Raw genomic sequence first — 18,627 nt, forward strand, 5'->3', positions numbered from 1 at the left:
CGACGATCGGAGGGCAGGCGGTCGCCGGGCACGAAAACGGCCGCCGACCGCGGTTCGCGGTCGGCGGCCGGGGACGGGTTCAGCGCGGCACGGGCGCCGTGGAGCCGCGCACCACCAGCTCGGGTTCGAAGAGCAGCTCGTCGTGGAGCACGCCGGCCCCTTCGATCTGGGTGACCAGCAGGTCCACCGCGGCCTGCCCCATCGTCTCGATCGGCTGGCGCACCGTGGTCAGCGGCGGGTCGGTGCAGGTCATGAAGGCGGAGTCGTCGAAGCCCACCACGGAGACGTCGGTCGGCACCACGCGCCCGAGCCGCCGGGCGGCCCGGATCGCGCCCAGGGCCAGCACGTCACTGGCGCAGATGATGCCGGTGACGCCGCGCTCCACCAGCTTGGTGGCGGCCACCCGGGCGCCCTCCATGGAGAAGCTGGAACGCTCGACGAACTCCGGGCCGTCGGCCCAGCCCGCAACCCGCACCATGGCGTCCAGCTTGCGCCGGGACGGCACGTGCCCCTCCGGGCCGAGCACCATGCCGATCCGGTCGTGCCCGAGCGAGCGCAGGTGCCCGTACGCCTGCTCCACCGCCACCGCGTCGTCGGTGGAGACCCGGGGGAAGCCCAGTTCGTCCACGCCCGCGTTGACCAGGACCACGGGCAGGCCACGGTCGGTCAGCCGGCGATAGTGCTCGTGCGCGGCGTCAGCCAGCGCGTACGACCCGCCCGCGAAGATCACCCCGGAGACCTGGTGGTCGAGGAGCATCTCCACGTAGTCCGATTCGGAGACCCCGCCGATCGTGCGGGCGCAGAGCGCCGGGGTGAACCCGCGCTGGGCGAGCGAGCCGGTGACCACCTCGGCGAGGGCCGGGAAGATCGGGTTCTGCAGCTCGGGCAGGACGAGGCCGACCAGGCGGGCGCGCTCGCCCCGCAGCTTCGTGGGGCGCTCGTAGCCGAGCACGTCGAGCGCGGTCAGCACGGCCGTCCGGGTCGCCGCCGACACGCCGCCGCGGCCGTTGAGCACCCGGCTCACGGTCGCCTCGCTGACGCCCGCCTTGCGGGCCACCTCCGTCAACCGTTTCGTCACCGCGGCATCGTACGTCGTGGCCTTGCAAGAAATGAACAGCGACGGGGTCGGGCGGGCCGCGCCCGGGCCAACCGGCCCGGTACCGGGCGCCGCGACCACCCATCGAGCGACAGAAAGATCTGAACAGCTAGGCGCTTGAATATCGACAATCTCCGGGAATAACATGAGGCACCCTCCGGCGGGGCGCGCCCGCACCCCGCGCCGAGGCCACCACCGTCTTCCCCCCGTCCCGGAAAGTGGGTGGTCCCATGCAGCGGAGCGCGGCGGGCCGTCGCCCGTCGGTGCCGACCGTCCGGATCGTCGCGGCGGCGGGCGCCGCCCTCGCGCTGGCCGTACCGGCCGGGACCGCCGCCGAGGCGGCCGGCCCCGCCGGACCGGCCCCCGTGACCACCCGGGCCGGCCTCGACCCCGCGCTGGTCGCCGGACGCGGCGCCAGCGTCGACTTCGTCGAGCAGGAGGCCGAGCACGCGCGCACCACCGGCACCGTGATCGGCCCGGACCGGGCCGCCTACACGCTGGCCGGCGAGGCGTCCGGCCGGCGCGCCGTACGCCTCTCCCCCGGCCAGTACGTCGAGTTCACGCTCCCGGCGACGACCGACGCGCTCACCGTCCGGTACAGCATCCCCGACGCACCCGGCGGAGGCGGCATCACCGCGCCGTTGCAGGTGCGCGTCGGCCGCGAACCGGTCCGCACCATGACGCTCACCTCGCAGTACGCCTGGTTGTACAACCAGTACCCGTTCACCAACGACCCGGCCGCCGACCTGTTGCACCCCGACTGGTGGATCACCGAGTGCGGCTGCGTGCCGGCCGCCACCACGCCGGCGCCCACCATCACCCGGCCGTTCCGACCGCACCACTTCTACGACGAGCAGCGGCTGCTGCTGGGACGCCCGCACCGGGCCGGCGAGGTGGTCCGGCTGACCGCGCCCGCGGGCACCGCCGCGGCGTGGACCGTGATCGACCTGCTCGACTCGCACCGGGTCGGCCCGCCCCGGGTGGTGCCCGGCGCGGTGAACGTGCTGGCCTTCGGCGCCGACCCGTCGGGGCGGCGGGAATCCGCCGACGCGTTCGACCGGGCCGTGGCGTACGCCCGCCGGGCGCACCGCACGCTCTACCTGCCGCCGGGGACCTACCAGGTGAACCGGCACATCGTGGTCGACGACGTGAGCATCGCGGGCGCCGGCAGCTGGTACACGGTCATCCGGGGCCGCGAGGTGGCCCTGGACACCCCGGCCCCGGACGGGTCGGTGCACACCGGTGTCGGCTTCTACGGCCGGGACGCCGCCGACGGCGGCAGCAGCGACGTGCACCTCTCCGGCTTCGCCGTCGAGGGCGACGTGCGGGAACGGGTCGACACCGACCAGGTCAACGGTGTCGGCGGCGCGTTCAACCACTCCACCATCGACGGTCTCTACCTGCATCACACGAAGGTCGGCATGTGGTTCGACGGGCCGATGACCGACCTGCGGGTGACCCGCACGGTCATCGCCGACCAGATCGCCGACGGCCTCAACTTCCACACCGGGGTCACCCATTCCTCGGTCTCGCACACCTTCGTGCGCAACACCGGTGACGACGGGCTAGCCATGTGGTCGGAGAAGACCGGCAACGCCGGGAACACCTTCGACCACAACACCGTGCAGTCGCCGGTCCTGGCCAACGGCATCGCCCTCTACGGCGGCACCGACACCACGGTCTCGCACAACCTGGTCGCCGACCCGGTCCGCGAGGGCAGCGCCATCCAGGTCAGCTCCCGGTTCGGCGCCGAGCCGTTCGCCGGCCAGCTGCGGATCACCGACAACACCACGGTCCGGGCCGGCACGTACGAGCTGAACTGGAACATCGGCCTCGGCGCGATCTGGTTCTACGCCCTGGACCGCAGCATCGACGCCGACATCCAGGTGGTCGGCGACGCCTTCCTCGACAACACCTACAACGCGATCATGCTGGTCAGCGACTGGCCGGTGAAGGACAGCTACTCGATCAGCAACGTGCACTTCCGGGACATCCGGGTCGACGGCACCGGCACCTCGGTGGTGAGCGCCCGTACCGCCGGCTCGGCGTCGTTCGCCGACGTGGACGCCCGCAACGTCGGCGCGGTGGGCGTCAACAACTGCGGCTCGTTCCACTTCACCCCCGCCGGGTCGGAGTTCAACCTCACCGACCTCGGCGGCAACGACGGCGGCTGGCTCGCCCCGTGGCTGCTGCCCAACACCATCACCTGCGACGACCGGCCGCCGGTCGTGCCGCCGCCCGCCCCCGCGCCGTGGTGAGCTGACCCGCGTACGGCCCGGCGGGCGGTCGCCCGCCGGGTCGGGCCGGCCCGGTCCGGGTCAGCCGGCCAGCCAGCGGTGGATGCAGCTCAGCAGGTCCTCGGCGTCGACCGGCTTGGTGACGTAGTCGCTGGCGCCCGAGGAGATGCTCTTCTCCCGGTCCCCGCGCATCGCCTTCGCGGTGACCGCGATGATCGGCAGCTCCGCGTAGCGGGGCATCGCGCGGATCGCGGCGGTGGCCGCGTACCCGTCCATCTCCGGCATCATCACGTCCATCAGCACCAGGTCGATGTCGTCCTGGCGCATCAGCGTCTCGACGGCCTTGCGGCCGTTCTCCGCGTAGACCACGTCCATGCCGTGCAGTTCGAGGATGTTGGTGAGGGCGAAGACGTTGCGCGCGTCGTCGTCGACCACCAGCACCTTGCGGCCGGACAGGTCGCGCACCACCGGGTCGAGCACCGGGGGCCGGTCAGCCACCGGCGCCGGGAACGCCGGCAGCCGCTCCGGGCCGTCCGCCGTCAGGTGCAGCACGATCCGCTCCCGCAGCTCGTCGAGGCTGCCCAGGATCTCCAGCGGGCGGTCGGCGGCCATCCCCTGCCACAGCGCGTCCTGCCCGCCGGCGAGCGGCTGCCCGTGGTACGCCAGCACCGGCAGCCCGCGCAGGCCGGGGTGCTCGTGCAACGCCCGCAGCAGCGCGGCGCCCTGGTCGTCGGCCTCGTCGAGCTGCACCACGAGCAGCTGATGGCGGTTCCCGGCGAGGGTACGCACGGCCGCCTCGACGGTGACCGCGGTGCTCACCTCCACCGGCCCGCCGGTCTCCGCCACCACACCCCGGGTCAGGAGCGTGAGCAGCCCCTTCTCGTGCGCCTCGCACACCAGCACCCGGCGCTGCTGCTGCTCCACCCAGCGCTGCGCCGGACCCGACGCGGAGCCGTCGCCGAGCGACGCGGCAGCCCCGGTGACCGGTGCGGCGACGCTCTCCGCCGGCAGCGCGGCGGCGATGGTGCTGGGCAGGTAGAGGGTGAAGGTGCTGCCCTGGCCCAGCACGCTCCGCGCGGTGATCTGCCCGCCGAGCAGCCGGGCGATCTCCCGGCTGATCGACAGCCCCAGGCCCGTGCCGCCGTAGCGCCGGCTGGTGGTGCCGTCGGCCTGCTGGAACGCGTCGAAGATGGCGGTCAGGTGCTGCTCGGCGATGCCGATGCCGGTGTCGATGACCCGGAACGCGATGACCGTCTCCGCCGGCGGCAGGTCCGCCGGCAGCTCCTCGGGCCGGGCCCGTTCGATGCGCAGCTGCACCCGCCCCTGCTCGGTGAACTTCACCGCGTTGGAGACCAGGTTGCGCAGCACCTGCCGCAGCCGCTGCTCGTCGGTGTGCAGCCGGTCCGGCACGTCCGGGCCGGTGACCAGGTCCAGTTCCAGCCCGCGCGGGGTGGTCAGCGGGCGGAAGGTGGCGTCCACGTAGTCGCGCAGCGCGGACAGCTCGAACGTCTCCGGGTTGATGTCCATCTTGCCGGCCTCGACCTTGGACAGGTCGAGGATGTCGTTGATCAGCTGGAGCAGGTCGGTGCCGGCCGAGTGGATGACGGTGGCGTACTCCACCTGCTTGGCGGTCAGGTTGCGGTTCGGGTTCTGCGCGAGCAGCTGCGCGAGGATGAGCAGTGAGTTCAGCGGCGTACGCAGCTCGTGGCTCATGTTGGCCAGGAACTCGGACTTGTACTTCGAGGCGAGCGCCAGCTGCTGGGCGCGGGCCTCCAGCTCCTGACGGGCCTGCTCGATCTCGGAGTTCTTCGTCTCGATGTCGTGGTTCTGCCGGGCCAGCAGCGCGGCCTTCTCCTCCAGCTCGGCGTTGGAGCGCTGGAGTTCCTCCGAGCGGGCCTGCAACTCCTCCGAGCGGGTCCGCAGCTCGGCGGCGAGCCGCTGCGACTCGGTGAGCAGCACGTCGGTCCGCGCGTTGGCCACGATGGTGTTGACGTTGACCCCGATGGTCTCGGTGAGCTGCTCGAGGAAGTCCCGCTGGATCTCGGTGAACCGGCCCATGCCGGCCAGCTCGATGACCCCGAGCACCTGGTCCTCGAAGAGGATCGGCAGCACCATCAGGTGCAGCGGCGCGGCCGCGCCCAGGCTGGACGAGACCGTCACGTAGTCGGCCGGCACCGCGTCCACGACGATGGCCCGCTTGCTCAGGGCGGCCTGGCCGACCAGGGATTCGCCGAGGGCGAACCGGCGGCGGGTGGCGTCGTGGCCGTAGCCGCCGACCACCCGCAGCCCCCGGCCGTCGGGGCCGTCGTCGACCAGCAGGAACGTGCCGAGCTGCGCGGAGACCAGCGGGGCGAGCTCGTTCATCACCAGCCCGGCGACCACCTCCAGATCCCGGTGGCCCTGCATCAGGCCGGAGATGCGGGCCAGGTTGGTCTTGAGCCAGTCCTGTTCCTGGTTGGTCCGGGTGGTCTCGCGCAGCGACTCCACCATCGAGTTGATGTTGTCCTTGAGCTCGGAGACCTCGCCGGAGGCGTCCACGGTGATCGAGCGGGTCAGGTCGCCGGTGGCGACCGCGCTGGTCACCTCGGCGATGGCGCGGACCTGGCGGGTGAGGTTGCCGGCCAGCTCGTTGACGTTCTCGGTCAGCCGCTTCCAGGTGCCGGAGACCCCCTCGACCTCGGCCTGACCGCCGAGGCGACCCTCGCTGCCGACCTCCCGGGCCACCCGGGTCACCTCCGCGGCGAAGCTGGAGAGCTGGTCGACCATCGTGTTGATGGTGGTCTTGAGCTCCAGGATCTCGCCGCGCGCGTCGACGTCGATCTTCTTGGTCAGGTCGCCCTGCGCCACCGCCGTGGTCACCTGGGCGATGTTGCGCACCTGGCCGGTGAGGTTGTTCGCCATGGAGTTGACGTTGTCGGTCAGGTCCTTCCAGGTGCCGGCCACGTTGGGCACCCGGGCCTGGCCGCCGAGCCGGCCCTCGGTGCCCACCTCCCGGGCCACCCGGGTCACCTCGTCGGCGAACGCGCCGAGCGTACCGACCATGGTGTTGATGGTCTGGGCGAGCACGGCGACCTCGCCCTTGGCCTCGACGGTGATCTGCCGGCTCAGGTCGCCCTGGGCCACGGCGGTGGCCACCAACGCGATGGACCGCACCTGGTTGGTGAGGTTGTTCGCCATCTCGTTGACGTTGTCGGTCAGGTCCTTCCAGGTGCCGGCCACGTTGGAGACCCGGGCCTGGCCGCCGAGCCGGCCCTCGGTGCCCACCTCGCGCGCCACCCGGGTCACCTCGTCGGCGAACGCGGAGAGCTGGTCGACCATCGTGTTGATGGTCTCCTTCAGGGCGAGGATCTCGCCACGCGCGTCCACCCGGATCTTCTGGGTGAGGTCGCCCTTCGCGACCGCGGTGGTGACCTCGGCGATGCTGCGTACCTGGGCGGTGAGGTTGTCCGCCATGACGTTCACCGACTCGGTCAGGTCCTTCCAGGTGCCGGAGACGCCCTTCACGTCGGCCTGACCGCCGAGCCGGCCCTCGGTGCCCACCTCCCGGGCCACCCGGGTCACCTCGTCGGCGAAGCTGGAGAGCTGGTCCACCATCGTGTTGATGGTGTTCTTCAGCTCCAGGATCTCGCCGTGCGCGGTCACGGTGATCTTCTGCGACAGGTCACCCCGGGCCACCGCGGTGGCCACCTGGGCGATGCTGCGCACCTGGTCGGTGAGGTTGCCGGCCATCGAGTTCACCGAGTCGGTGAGGTCGCGCCAGGTGCCGGCGACCCCGCTGACCTGCGCCTGACCGCCCAACCGGCCGTCGGTGCCGACCTCGCGGGCCACCCGGGTCACCTCGTCGGCGAACGACGAGAGCTGGTCCACCATCGTGTTGATGGTGCTCTTGAGTTCGAGGATCTCGCCCCGCGCGTCGACGGTGATCTTCTGCGACAGGTCACCCCGCGCCACCGCCGTGGTCACCTGGGCGATGTTGCGCACCTGGCTGGTCAGGTTGCCGGCCATGAAGTTCACCGAGTCGGTGAGGTCGCGCCAGGTGCCGGCGACGCCCGGCACCTCGGCCTGACCGCCGAGCCGGCCCTCGCTGCCGACCTCCCGGGCCACCCGGGTCACCTCGTCGGCGAACGACGAGAGCTGGTCCACCATCGTGTTGATGGTGACCTTCAGCTCCAGGATCTCACCGCGTACGTCGACGGTGATCTTCTGCGACAGGTCACCCCGGGCCACCGCGGTGGCCACCTCGGCGATGTCGCGGACCTGGTCGGTCAGGTTGCCGGCCATGGCGTTCACCGAGTCGGTCAGGTCCTTCCAGGTGCCCGAGACCCCCGGCACGTCCGCCTGGCCGCCGAGCTGACCCTCGGTGCCCACCTCCCGGGCCACCCGGGTCACCTCGGAGGTGAACAGGGAGAGCTGGTCCACCATCCCGTTGAAGACGGTGGCGATCTCGCCGAGCAGCCCGTCGGCGTCCTCCGGCAACCGGGTGCCGAAGTCGCCGTCCCGCACCGCGGTGAGCCCGGCCAGCAGTTGCCGCAGGCCCGGATCGGCCACCGGCGCCCCGGTCGTCGGAGCCGCTTCGCGTCGCCGCGGGATCGTCTGGTCGACCACCACTACCGCCTTCGAAACTGACAGCCGAGCGACGGATGGCCCCCGGCAACGATTGCACCCGCGCAAGTATGCACAAGCCCGGCCCGCGCCGCTGGACGGCAGGTCGGGTGGGTCGGGCGAGGGCCGGCGGGCCGGCGGGCCGGCGGGGCGAGCGGGCTGCCGGGCGGGTAGGGCCCTCGGGGCGGGTAGGCCCCGGGCGGGTAGGGCCCTCGGGGCGGGTAGGCCCCCGGGCGGGTAGCGGGCCGGGCCCTTCGGGCGGGTGGACAGAAACGCACCGCCACCGGAGGGAGCCGGTGGCGGTGCGTGGGGCCCGGGGCGCGGCGGTGGCGCGCGCCGGACCGGACGGCCGGTGCCGGGCGGCTGGTCCGCCCGGGGTGGATCAGGCCTCGGTGAGCTGGCCGCGCAGCTTGGTCAGCGCGCGGGCGAGCAGCCGGGAGACGTGCATCTGGGACACGCCGACCCGGGCGGCGATCTCGCTCTGGGTCAGGTTGCCGTAGAAGCGCAGCGTGAGGATCTTCTGCTCCCGCTCGTCGAGGGTGGCCAGCGCGGGGCCGAGCGAGGCGCGCAGCTCGGCCAGCTCGTACTCGTTGTCCTCGGTGCCCAGGGTGTCGCCCAGCTCGGTGGCGCTGTCGCCGTCGCCGATCGGGGTGGAGAGCGAGACGGCGTTGTAGGCGCGGGCGCCCTCCAGGCCCTCGAGCACCTCTTCCTCGGTGATGTCGAGGTGGGCGGCGATGTCGGCGACGGTCGGCGCCCGGTTGAGGGTCTGGGTGAGGGTGCCGTTCGCCTCGGAGATGCGCAGCCGCAGCTCCTGGAGGCGGCGCGGGACCCGGATGTTCCAGGTGCGGTCGCGGAAGTGCCGCTTGATCTCGCCGAGGATGGTCGGGATGGCGAAGCCTGCGAAGTCCACGCCCCGGGTGGCGTCGAACCGGTCCACCGCCTTGATCAGCCCGAGGGCGGCGGTCTGGGCCAGGTCGCCGGTCGGCTCGCCCCGGCCGCTGTAGCGGGCGGCGAGGTGGTTGGCCAGCGGCAGCCACGCCTCGATGACCTGGTTGCGCAGCGCCGGCCGCTCCGGGTGCCCCTCGGGCAGCGCGGCCAGGGCCGTGATCAGCTCGCTGGCGCGGGTCTCCTCGCCGGTCGCCGCCGCACGGTGCGCCTCGGTGGTCGTCGGCGCGATGGTCGTCGTGGTCATGCTGCCCTTCCTGTCCGAGGAGAACTGGTGCTCCCCAAGCACCGGTCGTGCCAGTCACCCTAGACCAAAGGTTGCGCCCTAATCAACCGAACGGACGATGGATATATCGCCCAATCGTTCTCAATCCGGGACGGCGAGCCCCCCGAGCCGGGCGACGTGGACCACAGCAGGGCTCTCCGGAACCACCCGAACGCCCGCGTCGCCGGGCCACCCCGGAGCCGGCGGTGGCCGTACCCTCGGCGGGTGGACCGGTGCGACGAGTGCGGCTTCGGCTATGCCACGGTGCCCGGCGCGGCGGTGCCGGAGTGGTTGCGCGGCCTCGGCGCGCGGTACGCGGCGGCGCTGGCCGCCGCGGCCGACCCGCGTCGGCGGCCGGCCGAAGGGGTGTGGTCGCCGCTGGAGTACACCTGCCACGTGCGGGACGTGCTCCGTGTCCAGGGCGAGCGGCTCGACCTGGCGCTGCGGGTCGACGCACCCGAGTTCGCGCCGATGGGGCGCGACGAGCGCGCCGTCACCGACCGGTACAACGAGCAGGAGCCGGCCGCCGTGCTCGGTGAGCTGAGCACCGCGGCCGAGGAACTGGCGGGCCGGTTCGCCGCGCTCGGCCCGGCGGAACTCGCCCGCCCCGGGGTCTACCCGTGGCCCCGGCCGGAGGCCCGCACGCTGCTCTGGCTCGGCCGGCACACGGTTCACGAGGGCGAGCACCACCTGCTCGACATCCGCCGCGGCGCCGGGACCTGACCGGCCGCGCCGGGCGGCTCAGTCGCCGATCAACCCGGCCCGGCGCCAGAGCAGCCGGCCCGGGCCGGCCACCAGGCCCAGCTCGGTGAGGTGGTCGGCGATCCGCTGCGCGGACCAGCGCAGCGTCGCCTGCCAGTGCGGGTTCGCGCGGGCCGCGGCCCGGCCGACCTCGGGCGCGATGCCGACCGCCGCGTACGCCTGCGGGTGGACCAGGCGGCGGGTGATGGAGTACGCGGCCCGACCGATCACCAGCCGCGCGTAGCCGAGCGTGACCGGGCCGGCGGACTCGACCTGGCGGGCCAGTTCGTCCCGGGCGAAGCGGACGTGGCGCGCCTCCTCGACCACGTGGATCCGGGACACCATCCGGATCAGCGGCTGCAACGACTCGTCGGCCATGATCTCCCGCTGGAAGGCGTCGAGGATCTCCTCGGCGATGAGGATGGCCGCGTACATCTGCGGCCCGGTCGCGGTGGCCTTGAGCCAGCGGCCGAGCGCGTGGTCCACCCGGTCGGCACGGTAGACCGGACAGCCGGTCGCCTCGATGAGCCGGCCGAACATGATGGAGTGCCGGCACTCGTCGGCGACCTCGGTGAGCGCGTACTGGGCGTGCCGGCTGGTCGGGTCGGCGTCGTAGTAGTGCCGGATCAGCATCTGCATGAGGATCGTCTCGAACCACAGCCCGGCGCTGGCCGCGCTGGCCACCTCGTGCTTGGTCAGCTCGATGCGCTGCGCCTCGCTGAGCCCCTCCCACAGGGCCGTGCCGTAGAGGCTGCTGCGCTGCGGCGGCAACCAGTACGCGTCGGGTCGGGGTGGCGCCGTCCAGTCGATGTCGACGGTGGGGTCGTAGCTGGTGCGCACCGAGGCGGTGAGCAGCCGGGTGGCGACGGCCTCGCGCGGGAAGCCGGTCGACGTGCCCTCCATGGCCCCTCCCCATTGACGTAACTTCGGGTAACTGTTACGAGTGGTAGCATGCGACCCACCTCCACTGATGTCAATGCCCCGGACCCCGGCGGGGAGCCCCGCGCCGGGCGGCGGGACCGCTGGGCCGGCCACCGCGAGCAGCGGCGGCAGGAGCTGATCGGGGCGGCCGTGCAGGCGCTGCTCCGCCACGGCCCGCAGGTCGACATGGACCAGGTGGCCGCCACCGCCGGCGTCACCAAGCCGGTCCTCTACCGGTACTTCGCGGACAAGGCGCAGCTCTGGCTCGCGGTCAGCGAGGTGGTGGCGACCCGGGTCGTGGACAGCATCGCCCCCGCCATCGAACAGGTCCGCGAGGAACGCGCGCTGGTCGAGGCGACCATCGACGCGTACCTGCGGGTGATCGAGTCCGAGCCGACGCTCTACCGGTTCCTCATGCACCAGGCCGGCCACCCCGGCATCCACCAGGTGGTCGCCGGCACCAGCCGCCAGGTCGCCGCCGGGCTGGCCCGGGCCATCGGGGACCGGCTGCGCGCGCTCGGCCTGGACGCCGGCCCCGCGGAACCGTGGGCGTACGGGCTGGTCGGCTTCGTGCAGGCGGTCGGCGACTGGTGGACCACGCACGGCCAGCCGATCCGCCGGGAGGCCCTCACCGACTACCTGACCACCCTGCTCTGGAGCGGCATCGAGGGGGTGCGGCGCGGCGCCGACCTGCCCGCCGAGCTGGCCCGCGCCCACGAACCGGTCGACCGGTGAGCTACCACGGTCCCGCGTGGGTCGCCGACACCGCGGTACGGCTGCACGCGGCCGCCCGCTGGGAACCGGTCGACGGCCGCTACCACTGGGCCGGCCGGATCGAGCCGGACCCCCGGATGGTCCGGCTGCTCCGCTCCGGCCGCCGCGACGTGCCGGTACGCGTCGGCGAGCGGGTCTGCCGGGCCCGGCTGGCCGAGGTCGACCCGTGGGGCGGTGTGCGGATCACCGGAGTCGGCGAGCCACCCTGGCCGCCCGAGGCCGACGAGGACTGAGCCGCACGTACCGTGGGGGGATGACCTCACCGACCGCCACGGTGCTGCTGGTCTTCGGCTGCGGCGTGGTGGCGGACGGCCACGGTCACCGGCTGACCGCCGAGGGGGAGGCACGCACCCGGGCTGCCCTCGGGTACGTCACGGCGCACGCCGCCGAGTTCCGGCGCGCCGCCCGGCCCCGCGTCGTCTTCACCGGCGGTTGGCCACTGGGCACCCCCGACGCGGCCGGCCCGCCGGCCGGATGCCGGGAGGCCGACCTCATGCTGGCCCGGGCCCGCGCCGCCGGCCTGGACCGGTACGCCGACCTGCACGCCGAGACCCGCTCGCGGACCACCCTGCAGAACCTGGTCCACACCGTCGAGGACGGCCTGCTCGCCGGGCACGAGTTCGACCCGGCGCGCCCCCTCGGCCTCGTCTCGCACCCCTGGCACCTGCCCCGGATCCGGTTCCTCGCCGGGTAGGCGCTGCGCCTGTCCGGCGCGGCACTGCTGGAGGTCGCGGCGGCGGACACCGCCACCGGTCGGGCCCGGCGTCGCGAGCGGGCGATCCGGGCCGCCGCCCGGCTCGGCTATCTCGGCGTGCACACCCCGGCCGGGTTGCTGCGCCGGGAGCGCGGCATCGCCCGCTCCGCGCGGCTGCTCAGCGGCTGGAACCGGCGGTAGCGGCCGGCCCGCCGTCGGGCCCCGGCCTGGGCCTGGGCCTGGAGCTTGCGTGTCGCGGGCGGGGTGACGACCGGCGGTAGCGGCCGGCCGGCCGCCTCGACCTCGGCCTCGACCCCGGGGCTTGCCCGTGGCGGGCGGGTGACGAGGCGGCCGACCGCGCGGGGCGGCAGCCCGGGCCGGGGGCCGGCGGTGACCAGGTGTGTCGCCCCGGCGGGCATGCGGGTGATTGGCCGGCCGGCACGGCGGGTAAGGACGGACGTCGATCGGTGGAGCTGATCCACCACGGCGGCCGGGGCGGCCGGGGCGTGCGACGCGGGAGGTTCGGTGATCGTTCTGGTGCCGGTGTACCAGCCGGGCAAGGACCTGCTGTGTCTGGTCGACGACCTGGCCGACGCCGGCCAGAACGGGCATCCGGTCGTCGTGGACGACGGCAGCGGCCCGGGCGCGACGGCGGTGCTCGCGGCGGCCCGCGAGCGGGGCTGCACCGTGCTGCGCCGCCGGGTCAACCGGGGCAAGGGCGTGGTGCTCAAGACCGGATTCCGGTATGTGGCCGCCCACCACCCGGGCCGCGACGTGGTGTGCGTGGACGCCGACGGGCAGCACCGGGCCGGGGACGTCGCGCTCGCCGCGCAGCGGATGCGGGACACCGGCGCCCTGACACTCGGCGTGCGCCGCTTCACCGGCGAGGTGCCGCTGCGCAGCCGGTTCGGCAACGCGGTCACCCGGGAGGCCTTCCACCTGACCACCGGCTGCCCGCTGCGGGACACCCAGACCGGGCTGCGGGCGTACCCGGGGCGGCTGCTCGACCCGCTTGCCGCGATCCCGGGCAGCCGTTTCGAGTACGAGATGAACGTCCTGCTGCACGCGGTCCGTGACGGCTGGCCGATCGAACAGGTGGAGATCCCCACCCGCTACCGGGCCGGCAACTCCACCTCGCACTTCTCCTCCCTGGTGGACTCCGCCCGGATCTGGGCGGCGCTGGCCGGCTTCGCGGCGACCAGGCCGCTGGCCGGTACCCGGTCGTCCGGCCCCGGCCCCTCGACCGGCGCGCAGTCGCCGCCAGCCGACCTGCCGGCAGCCCGCCGCTGATCCGGTGCGCCGAGCCGGAGCGCGTCGTCGCGGCCGGGGCTGGCCATCCCGCGGCGTCGGGCCGGTGGGGGGAGTCGGAATGCCGACTGCCGGCCCTTCGGGCGGGTGTCGGGACGACCGGGCGGCCACCGTCGTGGCAGCATGACCGCGCCGTAGCGCGACCGGACGGGCACCGAACGTCACGGTCGCGCGCCGTCCCCGAGGAGCCCGATGACCCATCCTGTCCCGCCGCCGGAGCCGGCCACCGGCGAGCCGGCGGAGCGACGCGCCCCGTCGCCGATGCGCCCGCTGGGCATCGTGGCCGACGTCGGCGGCGTGGCCGGCCTGGCGATCGCCGTGCTGCACCAGGACCTGCTGCTGGTCGCCGTCGCGGTGGTGATCGTTCTGCTGCTGTTCGCGCTGCAACTGCGGCGCCGCCGGCCCACGGTCGCCACGGTCCTGCTGGCCCTCGCCTGCCTGGCCGGCGGCGCGGCCGGGGCCGGCGCGGTGCTGGACCGCTCCCCCGGGACCGCAACCGCCGGCCCCCTCGCGACGGGCGGCGCACCGGCCGACCCTTCCGCGTCCGGCACCGCGCCGGGCGGCGCACCGGCCGACCACTCCGCGTCCCGCACCGCGCCGGTCGGCGCGAGCGGCGACGGCCCGTCCGCCACGCCGCCCGGCACCGAGGCGACCGGCGGCGAGGATCCGGCGGACCCGGGGACCGACGGCGGGCCGAGGAAGCTGGTGGACCAGACCGTGGTGCTGGCCCGCGAGGCCGCGGTGGACGTGGACCACCCCGACCAGCGGCCGGTCCCCCACCATGTCGACGGGGCAACCGGCGAGCTGGACTTCTACCACGACTGGGGTCCGGTGCGGTCGGACACCATCCAGGTGGTCAACGCGCCCAACGTCTACGCGTACTCCGGCGGCCCGGTGGCGCGGGCGTACGCGACCTGCTCGGCGGACCTGGCCAAGTCGCCGTACCCGGCGGCGTCGCCGGGCGGCGACTTCTGTTTCCGCACCTCGCGCGGCCGGGTCGGGTTCGCCACCATCACCCGCACCCGCGACGACTACGCGTTCGTGGTGCACGTGGTCGTCTGGGACGGGGCCGGCGGCTGACCGGCCGGGGGTGACGGCGCACGGGACGCGCCGCCACCCCCGGCCCGGGTCACGGGTAGCTGACCAGGTTCACCGGCACCGTGGCGGTGCCCTGCGCGGTGCCGCCGGTGTCGTTGATGACGTGGGTGATCGAGCCGTTGCCGCCCAGCGAGACGGTCAGCAGGTCGTGGAAGCGCACCCCGGCCGCGGTGGGCGCCTCGAACCCGTGGTACGCGGCGATGCTGGGATCGACGTTGAAGTAGCAGTAGCTGCCCATCCCCCAGCCCTCGAACGCGGTGACCGGGTTGGCCACCTTGAACGCCGCGTAGCCGACCATCGAGCCGTTCATCCAGGCCGACGCACTCGGCGGGTCGTACGGCAGCTCGTTCTGGAAGAAGATGGTCCGGCCGTTGTTGCCGTTCCAGATCACCTCGTACCGCTGGTAGTGCTCGACGAAGAGGCCGAGCGCGGTGACGTAGTTGCCGTTGACGATCAGGCCGGTGTCGGCGGTGTTCACCGTCCAGCCGACGCCGCTGCCGTGGTCGGCCCGCCAGGCCCAGATGTGGTCGATCAGGGTGTCGTGCTGGTTCACCACCAGGCTGGTGGTGGCCTTGCCGGGGCCCGCGCCGCCGATCCGGAAGAAGACGTCCTGGATCGAGGTCGGGTTGGCGTTGTGCCGGGCGGTCGCGCCGGCCGGCCCGACCTGGAGCAGCACCGGGGAGTTGACCGGGCCGGCGTCGAAGAGCAGGCCGGCCAACCGCACCCCGTCGACGTCGGCGACCGACATGGCGGTGACCCCGTTCTGCGGGATCAGCGTCGCGAAGCCCAGACCGAGCACCACGGTGCCCGGGCGGGTCACCGCGATCGTCTCGGTGACCGGGTAGACGCCCGGGGTGAACAGCAGGTTCAGGCCCTGGGCCAGCGCCGCGTTGATGGTCGCGGTGGAGTCGCCGGGGCGGGCGACGTAGAACTGGCTCAGCGGGATCGAGGTACCCGGCGTCGCGCCGCCCAGCCACGAGGCACCGGCGGCGTTGGTCCGGGTGGACGGGACGAAGACCTGGTAGGCGCCGGCCCCGTCGAGGTACAGGTACGGGATGTCCCGGCTGACCGGGGTCTGCGCGAGGGTGGTGTACGCCGGGTTGGGGAAGCTGGTCGCCGGGGCCCCGACCACTCCGGAGTTCGTCATGTTCCACACGGCGTTGAGGTAGCCGCCGACGTTGCTGTCCCGGGTGTACCACTGCTGCTGGGAGTAGGGCTGCACCACGCCGGCGACCCGGCTGTCGGCGATGTACCCGCCGCTGGCCCAGCCGTAGCCGTTCGGGGCGAGGTTGAGGTCGCCCTGGATGTCCATCCGGCGGAACGGCGCGGCCTGGGAGACCGCCCAGCGGGTGAACCCGGCGGACGGGAAGACCTCCAGGTTGGACGCCGATCGCCAGAAGTTCTGGGTGGCGTTGCCGTTGAACCAGCCGGCGTCGACCGTGACGTCGCCGTGGATGCGGACGTCGTCGGGGTTCCGGCCCAGCCCCATGATCGAGGTGTAGAAGCCGATCTGCGCGTTGATGCCGGAGTAGTCGCCGGGCTTGAACATCAGCGCGTACCGCTGGGTGCCGAACTGGTTGGACTCCTGGGTGCGGAAGACCGCGTCGAGCTGGCCCTGGATGGTGGCGGCCGACATCGACGGGTCGAAGGTGATGACGTTGGGTCCGAGGGACCCGCCGCCGGGGATGGTGGTGCCGCCTCCGGAGGTGTTCACCGCGACCTCCCACAGCGAGTAGCCGTAGCTGGTGGCCCGGGCGGTGCCGTACATCCGCACGTAGCGGCCGGAGCCGGTGACGGTCAGGGTGTCGGTGCCGCCGTCGCCCGTGGTGGTGGCGTAGACGGTGGTCCAGGCGGCGCCGTCGGTCGAGGTCTGGATCTGGTACGCCCGGCCGTACGCCGCCTCCCAGGTGAGCACGACCCGGCAGAGGGTCCGCACGCTGCCCAGGTCGACCTGGAGCCACTGCGGGTCGGCGGCGGCGCTGGACCACCGGGTGCCGGTGTTGCCGTCGACCGCCGCGCCGGCGGGTGTGCCGGCGTTCTCGGTGGTGGAGGCGGTGGCGGGGCGGCCCTGGGCGGCGTTGGTGGTGGTGTCGCAGCCGCTGCCGCCGCCGGTGGTGCCGTAGACCTGGAACTCCCAGAGCGAGTAGCCGTAGGCGGTGGCCCGGGCGGTGCCGTACATCCGCACGTACCGGCCGGTGCCGCTGACGGTGAGGTCGTCGGTGCCGCCGTCACCGCTGGTGGTGGCGTAGACGGTGGTCCAGGTGACGCCGTCGGTCGAGGTCTGGATCTGGTACGCCCGGCCGTACGCCGCCTCCCAGGTGAGCACGACCCGGGAGATGGTGGCGGCGGCGCCCAGGTCGACCTGGAGCCATTGTGGATCGGTGAAGGCGCTGGACCAGCGGGTGCCCGCGTTGCCGTCGGTGGCGTTGGTCGCGGGGCTGCCGGCGTTCTCCACCGACGAGGCGGTCGTCGGGCGGCCCTGGGACAGCAGCGGGTCGGCCGCGCGGGCGGGGGTCGGCGCGAGCAGTCCGGCCGTCGTGAGCAGGGCGGTCAGGGCGGTGAGCAGGCGGTGGGCCCGGGGGCGGGGTGGGCGGGGTGGGACCGGTGACATGGGTCTCTCCGGGACGGGTGGGGAGCCGGGACGGCGGGCGGGTCCCGCGTCGGGTGACCCGCCCGTTCGGGTGGAGGGTTCCCCGGCCGGTGACGCATGTCAATGAATCCGTCGGTTCCGACGGCCTTTTTTCGCGGCTTGTGAAAAGTCCGGAACGAAGCCGCCGGCCTCGGCACCCGATCAGGTGCCGGCGTCCCAGACCTGCGCCTCGAACTCCCGCAACCGCTCCCGGAGCCCCTCCGGACGGGTGGTCCGGTACGGGTGGTGCGCGGCCGGGATGACCCGCACCATCTCGTCGACCATCTCCTGGGGATCGTCCTGGTTCGCCAGGTAGTCGCTCAGGTCCGGGCGGTCCAGCAGCGCGCTCGACCCGTCCCACCACTGGTCCATCGCCTCGACGCCGGTGTCGTTGTAGCCGGTGCGGTACGGGCCCGGGTTGATCGTGGCCACCCGCACGCCACGCGGCTCCAGCTCACCCTTCATCGCCCAGGCCAGCGCCTCGATGGCGTGTTTCGTGGCGGCGTACACGCCGACCCAGGGGCGGGTGCGGACGCCGACCGCCGACGACACCCAGACGACCTTGCCGGCGCCCCGGCCGACCAGTTGCGGAGCGAAGCCCTGGACCAGGTGCAGGTGGCCGAAGACGTTCACCTCGAAGGACCGCCGGACCCGGGACATGGGGATCTCCACCACCGCCCCGGCCTCCTGCACGCCGGCGTTGAGCACCAGGATGTCCACCCGGTGCCGCAGCGCCGCGGCCCGGTCGGTCTCGTCCGTCACGTCCAGCTTGATCGCCTCGACGGTCAGCCCTTCCCGGCGCGCCGTGTCGCGCAGCGCCCGCACCTGCGGCCAGATCTCCGCCCCGGCGATCACGTGGTGCCCCGCCCGGGCCAGCCCGAGCGCGGTGCCCCGCCCCAGGCCGCTGCCCGCGCCGGTGATCAGGATGTCCACCGTCCCCGCCCGCCGTCAGCCCTGCCGGGCCTTCTGCCGGCGATCGGCCTTGTTGATCACGAAAAGCTTGCCCCGCCGGCGGACGACGATCGAGCCGACCTTCCGCTTCAGCCCGCGCAGGGAGCTTCGTACCTTCATCGCAGACTCACCCCGTTCCGGCTGGACTCTCGGCTACCCGCCTGGCCTACCCGTCGGGACCGGCGTCATGCCTGCGCCCTCGTCCGGTGCCGGAGTCCGGCCGGCCACGCCGCCCGGGTCCTGCGACGCGGCCGGCCGTTGCCGCCGGGCGAGGGCCTTGAGCAGCGACTCGCGTACCGGCAGCCCGCCCGCGGTGGCCGGCGCATCCGCCACACCGGCGGGTCGGGTGTCACCAACCCGGCGGTC

At 73.6% G+C, this 18,627-nt stretch carries 16 protein-coding genes; 7 read left to right on the forward strand and 9 right to left on the reverse strand.

Going from position 1 to position 18,627, the window contains the following annotated elements:
- Positions 1-79: 79 nt before the first annotated feature.
- A complete protein-coding gene (locus LQ51_RS07445; protein ID WP_046563944.1) occupies positions 80-1,078 on the reverse strand; it encodes a LacI family DNA-binding transcriptional regulator in 999 nt (332 codons plus the stop codon).
- A 248-nt stretch (positions 1,079-1,326) separates the two neighbouring features.
- Between LQ51_RS07445 and LQ51_RS07450 the strand changes: the two genes are divergently transcribed.
- Positions 1,327-3,354 (forward strand): glycosyl hydrolase family 28-related protein, encoded by a 2,028-nt coding sequence (locus tag LQ51_RS07450; RefSeq protein ID WP_082159308.1) that lies wholly within the window; start codon positions 1,327-1,329, stop codon positions 3,352-3,354.
- 60 nt (positions 3,355-3,414) lie between these two features.
- Here the strand turns inward: LQ51_RS07450 and LQ51_RS07455 are convergent, their stop codons facing one another.
- Both LQ51_RS07455 and LQ51_RS07460 read right to left on the reverse strand, forming a co-directional pair.
- Entirely contained in the window at positions 3,415-7,881 is a 4,467-nt protein-coding gene (locus LQ51_RS07455; protein WP_231605520.1) for a HAMP domain-containing protein, read from the reverse strand.
- 436 nt (positions 7,882-8,317) lie between these two features.
- Complete coding sequence (locus LQ51_RS07460) at positions 8,318-9,127, reverse strand: SigB/SigF/SigG family RNA polymerase sigma factor (protein WP_046563945.1); 810 nt, start codon at positions 9,125-9,127, stop codon at positions 8,318-8,320.
- 243 nt (positions 9,128-9,370) lie between these two features.
- On the opposite strand from LQ51_RS07460, the gene LQ51_RS07465 reads away from it, so the two are divergent.
- Positions 9,371-9,868 carry a DinB family protein gene (locus LQ51_RS07465; protein ID WP_052744772.1) on the forward strand — a complete coding sequence of 166 codons (498 nt, stop codon included), beginning with the start codon at positions 9,371-9,373 and terminating at the stop codon, positions 9,866-9,868.
- An 18-nt stretch (positions 9,869-9,886) separates the two neighbouring features.
- Here the strand turns inward: LQ51_RS07465 and LQ51_RS07470 are convergent, their stop codons facing one another.
- The gene (locus tag LQ51_RS07470) at positions 9,887-10,789 is read right to left on the reverse strand and encodes an AurF N-oxygenase family protein (RefSeq protein WP_046563946.1); all 903 of its coding nucleotides are present in this window, start codon (positions 10,787-10,789) and stop codon (positions 9,887-9,889) included.
- A gap of 48 nt (positions 10,790-10,837) precedes the next feature.
- On the opposite strand from LQ51_RS07470, the gene LQ51_RS07475 reads away from it, so the two are divergent.
- From LQ51_RS07475 to LQ51_RS07485, 3 genes are read left to right on the forward strand one after another with little or no spacing between them, the layout of a single operon-like run.
- Positions 10,838-11,542, forward strand: coding sequence for a TetR family transcriptional regulator (locus LQ51_RS07475; RefSeq protein WP_046563947.1), 705 nt, complete (start codon positions 10,838-10,840; stop codon positions 11,540-11,542).
- Complete coding sequence (locus LQ51_RS07480; protein WP_046563948.1) at positions 11,539-11,814, forward strand: DUF4873 domain-containing protein; 276 nt, start codon at positions 11,539-11,541, stop codon at positions 11,812-11,814. Before LQ51_RS07475 ends, LQ51_RS07480 begins: the two co-directional genes overlap by 4 nt.
- A 20-nt stretch (positions 11,815-11,834) precedes the next feature.
- Positions 11,835-12,275 carry a YdcF family protein gene (locus tag LQ51_RS07485; protein ID WP_231605522.1) on the forward strand — a complete coding sequence of 147 codons (441 nt, stop codon included), beginning with the start codon at positions 11,835-11,837 and terminating at the stop codon, positions 12,273-12,275.
- 107 nt (positions 12,276-12,382) lie between these two features.
- Here the strand turns inward: LQ51_RS07485 and LQ51_RS33315 are convergent, their stop codons facing one another.
- Complete coding sequence (locus LQ51_RS33315; RefSeq protein WP_197087557.1) at positions 12,383-12,694, reverse strand: hypothetical protein; 312 nt, start codon at positions 12,692-12,694, stop codon at positions 12,383-12,385.
- Positions 12,695-12,800: 106 nt separating this feature from the next.
- Here LQ51_RS33315 and LQ51_RS07490 point away from each other — a divergent pair, with 106 nt between their 5' ends.
- Both LQ51_RS07490 and LQ51_RS07495 read left to right on the forward strand, forming a co-directional pair.
- Positions 12,801-13,565, forward strand: a complete 765-nt coding sequence (locus LQ51_RS07490) for a glycosyltransferase family 2 protein (protein ID WP_082159309.1) — start codon at positions 12,801-12,803, stop codon at positions 13,563-13,565.
- 210 nt (positions 13,566-13,775) lie between these two features.
- Entirely contained in the window at positions 13,776-14,663 is an 888-nt protein-coding gene (locus LQ51_RS07495; protein WP_046563949.1) for a hypothetical protein, read from the forward strand.
- A gap of 49 nt (positions 14,664-14,712) precedes the next feature.
- Here the strand turns inward: LQ51_RS07495 and LQ51_RS07500 are convergent, their stop codons facing one another.
- The 4 genes from LQ51_RS07500 to LQ51_RS33765 form a co-directional block, all read right to left on the reverse strand.
- Positions 14,713-17,292: a discoidin domain-containing protein gene (locus tag LQ51_RS07500; protein WP_046563950.1), complete on the reverse strand. Its 2,580-nt coding sequence runs from the start codon at positions 17,290-17,292 to the stop codon at positions 14,713-14,715.
- A gap of 180 nt (positions 17,293-17,472) precedes the next feature.
- Complete coding sequence (locus tag LQ51_RS07505) at positions 17,473-18,243, reverse strand: SDR family oxidoreductase (protein ID WP_046563951.1); 771 nt, start codon at positions 18,241-18,243, stop codon at positions 17,473-17,475.
- 15 nt (positions 18,244-18,258) lie between these two features.
- Positions 18,259-18,381, reverse strand: coding sequence for a ribosomal protein bL36 (locus LQ51_RS07510; protein WP_046563952.1), 123 nt, complete (start codon positions 18,379-18,381; stop codon positions 18,259-18,261).
- Between the two features lie 33 nt (positions 18,382-18,414).
- A partial coding sequence (locus tag LQ51_RS33765; RefSeq protein WP_231605533.1) for a hypothetical protein occupies positions 18,415-18,627 on the reverse strand: 213 nt, incomplete at its 5' end.

The organism is Micromonospora sp. HK10 (assembly GCF_000982955.1).
In the GTDB taxonomy this organism is placed as follows: domain Bacteria; phylum Actinomycetota; class Actinomycetes; order Mycobacteriales; family Micromonosporaceae; genus Micromonospora.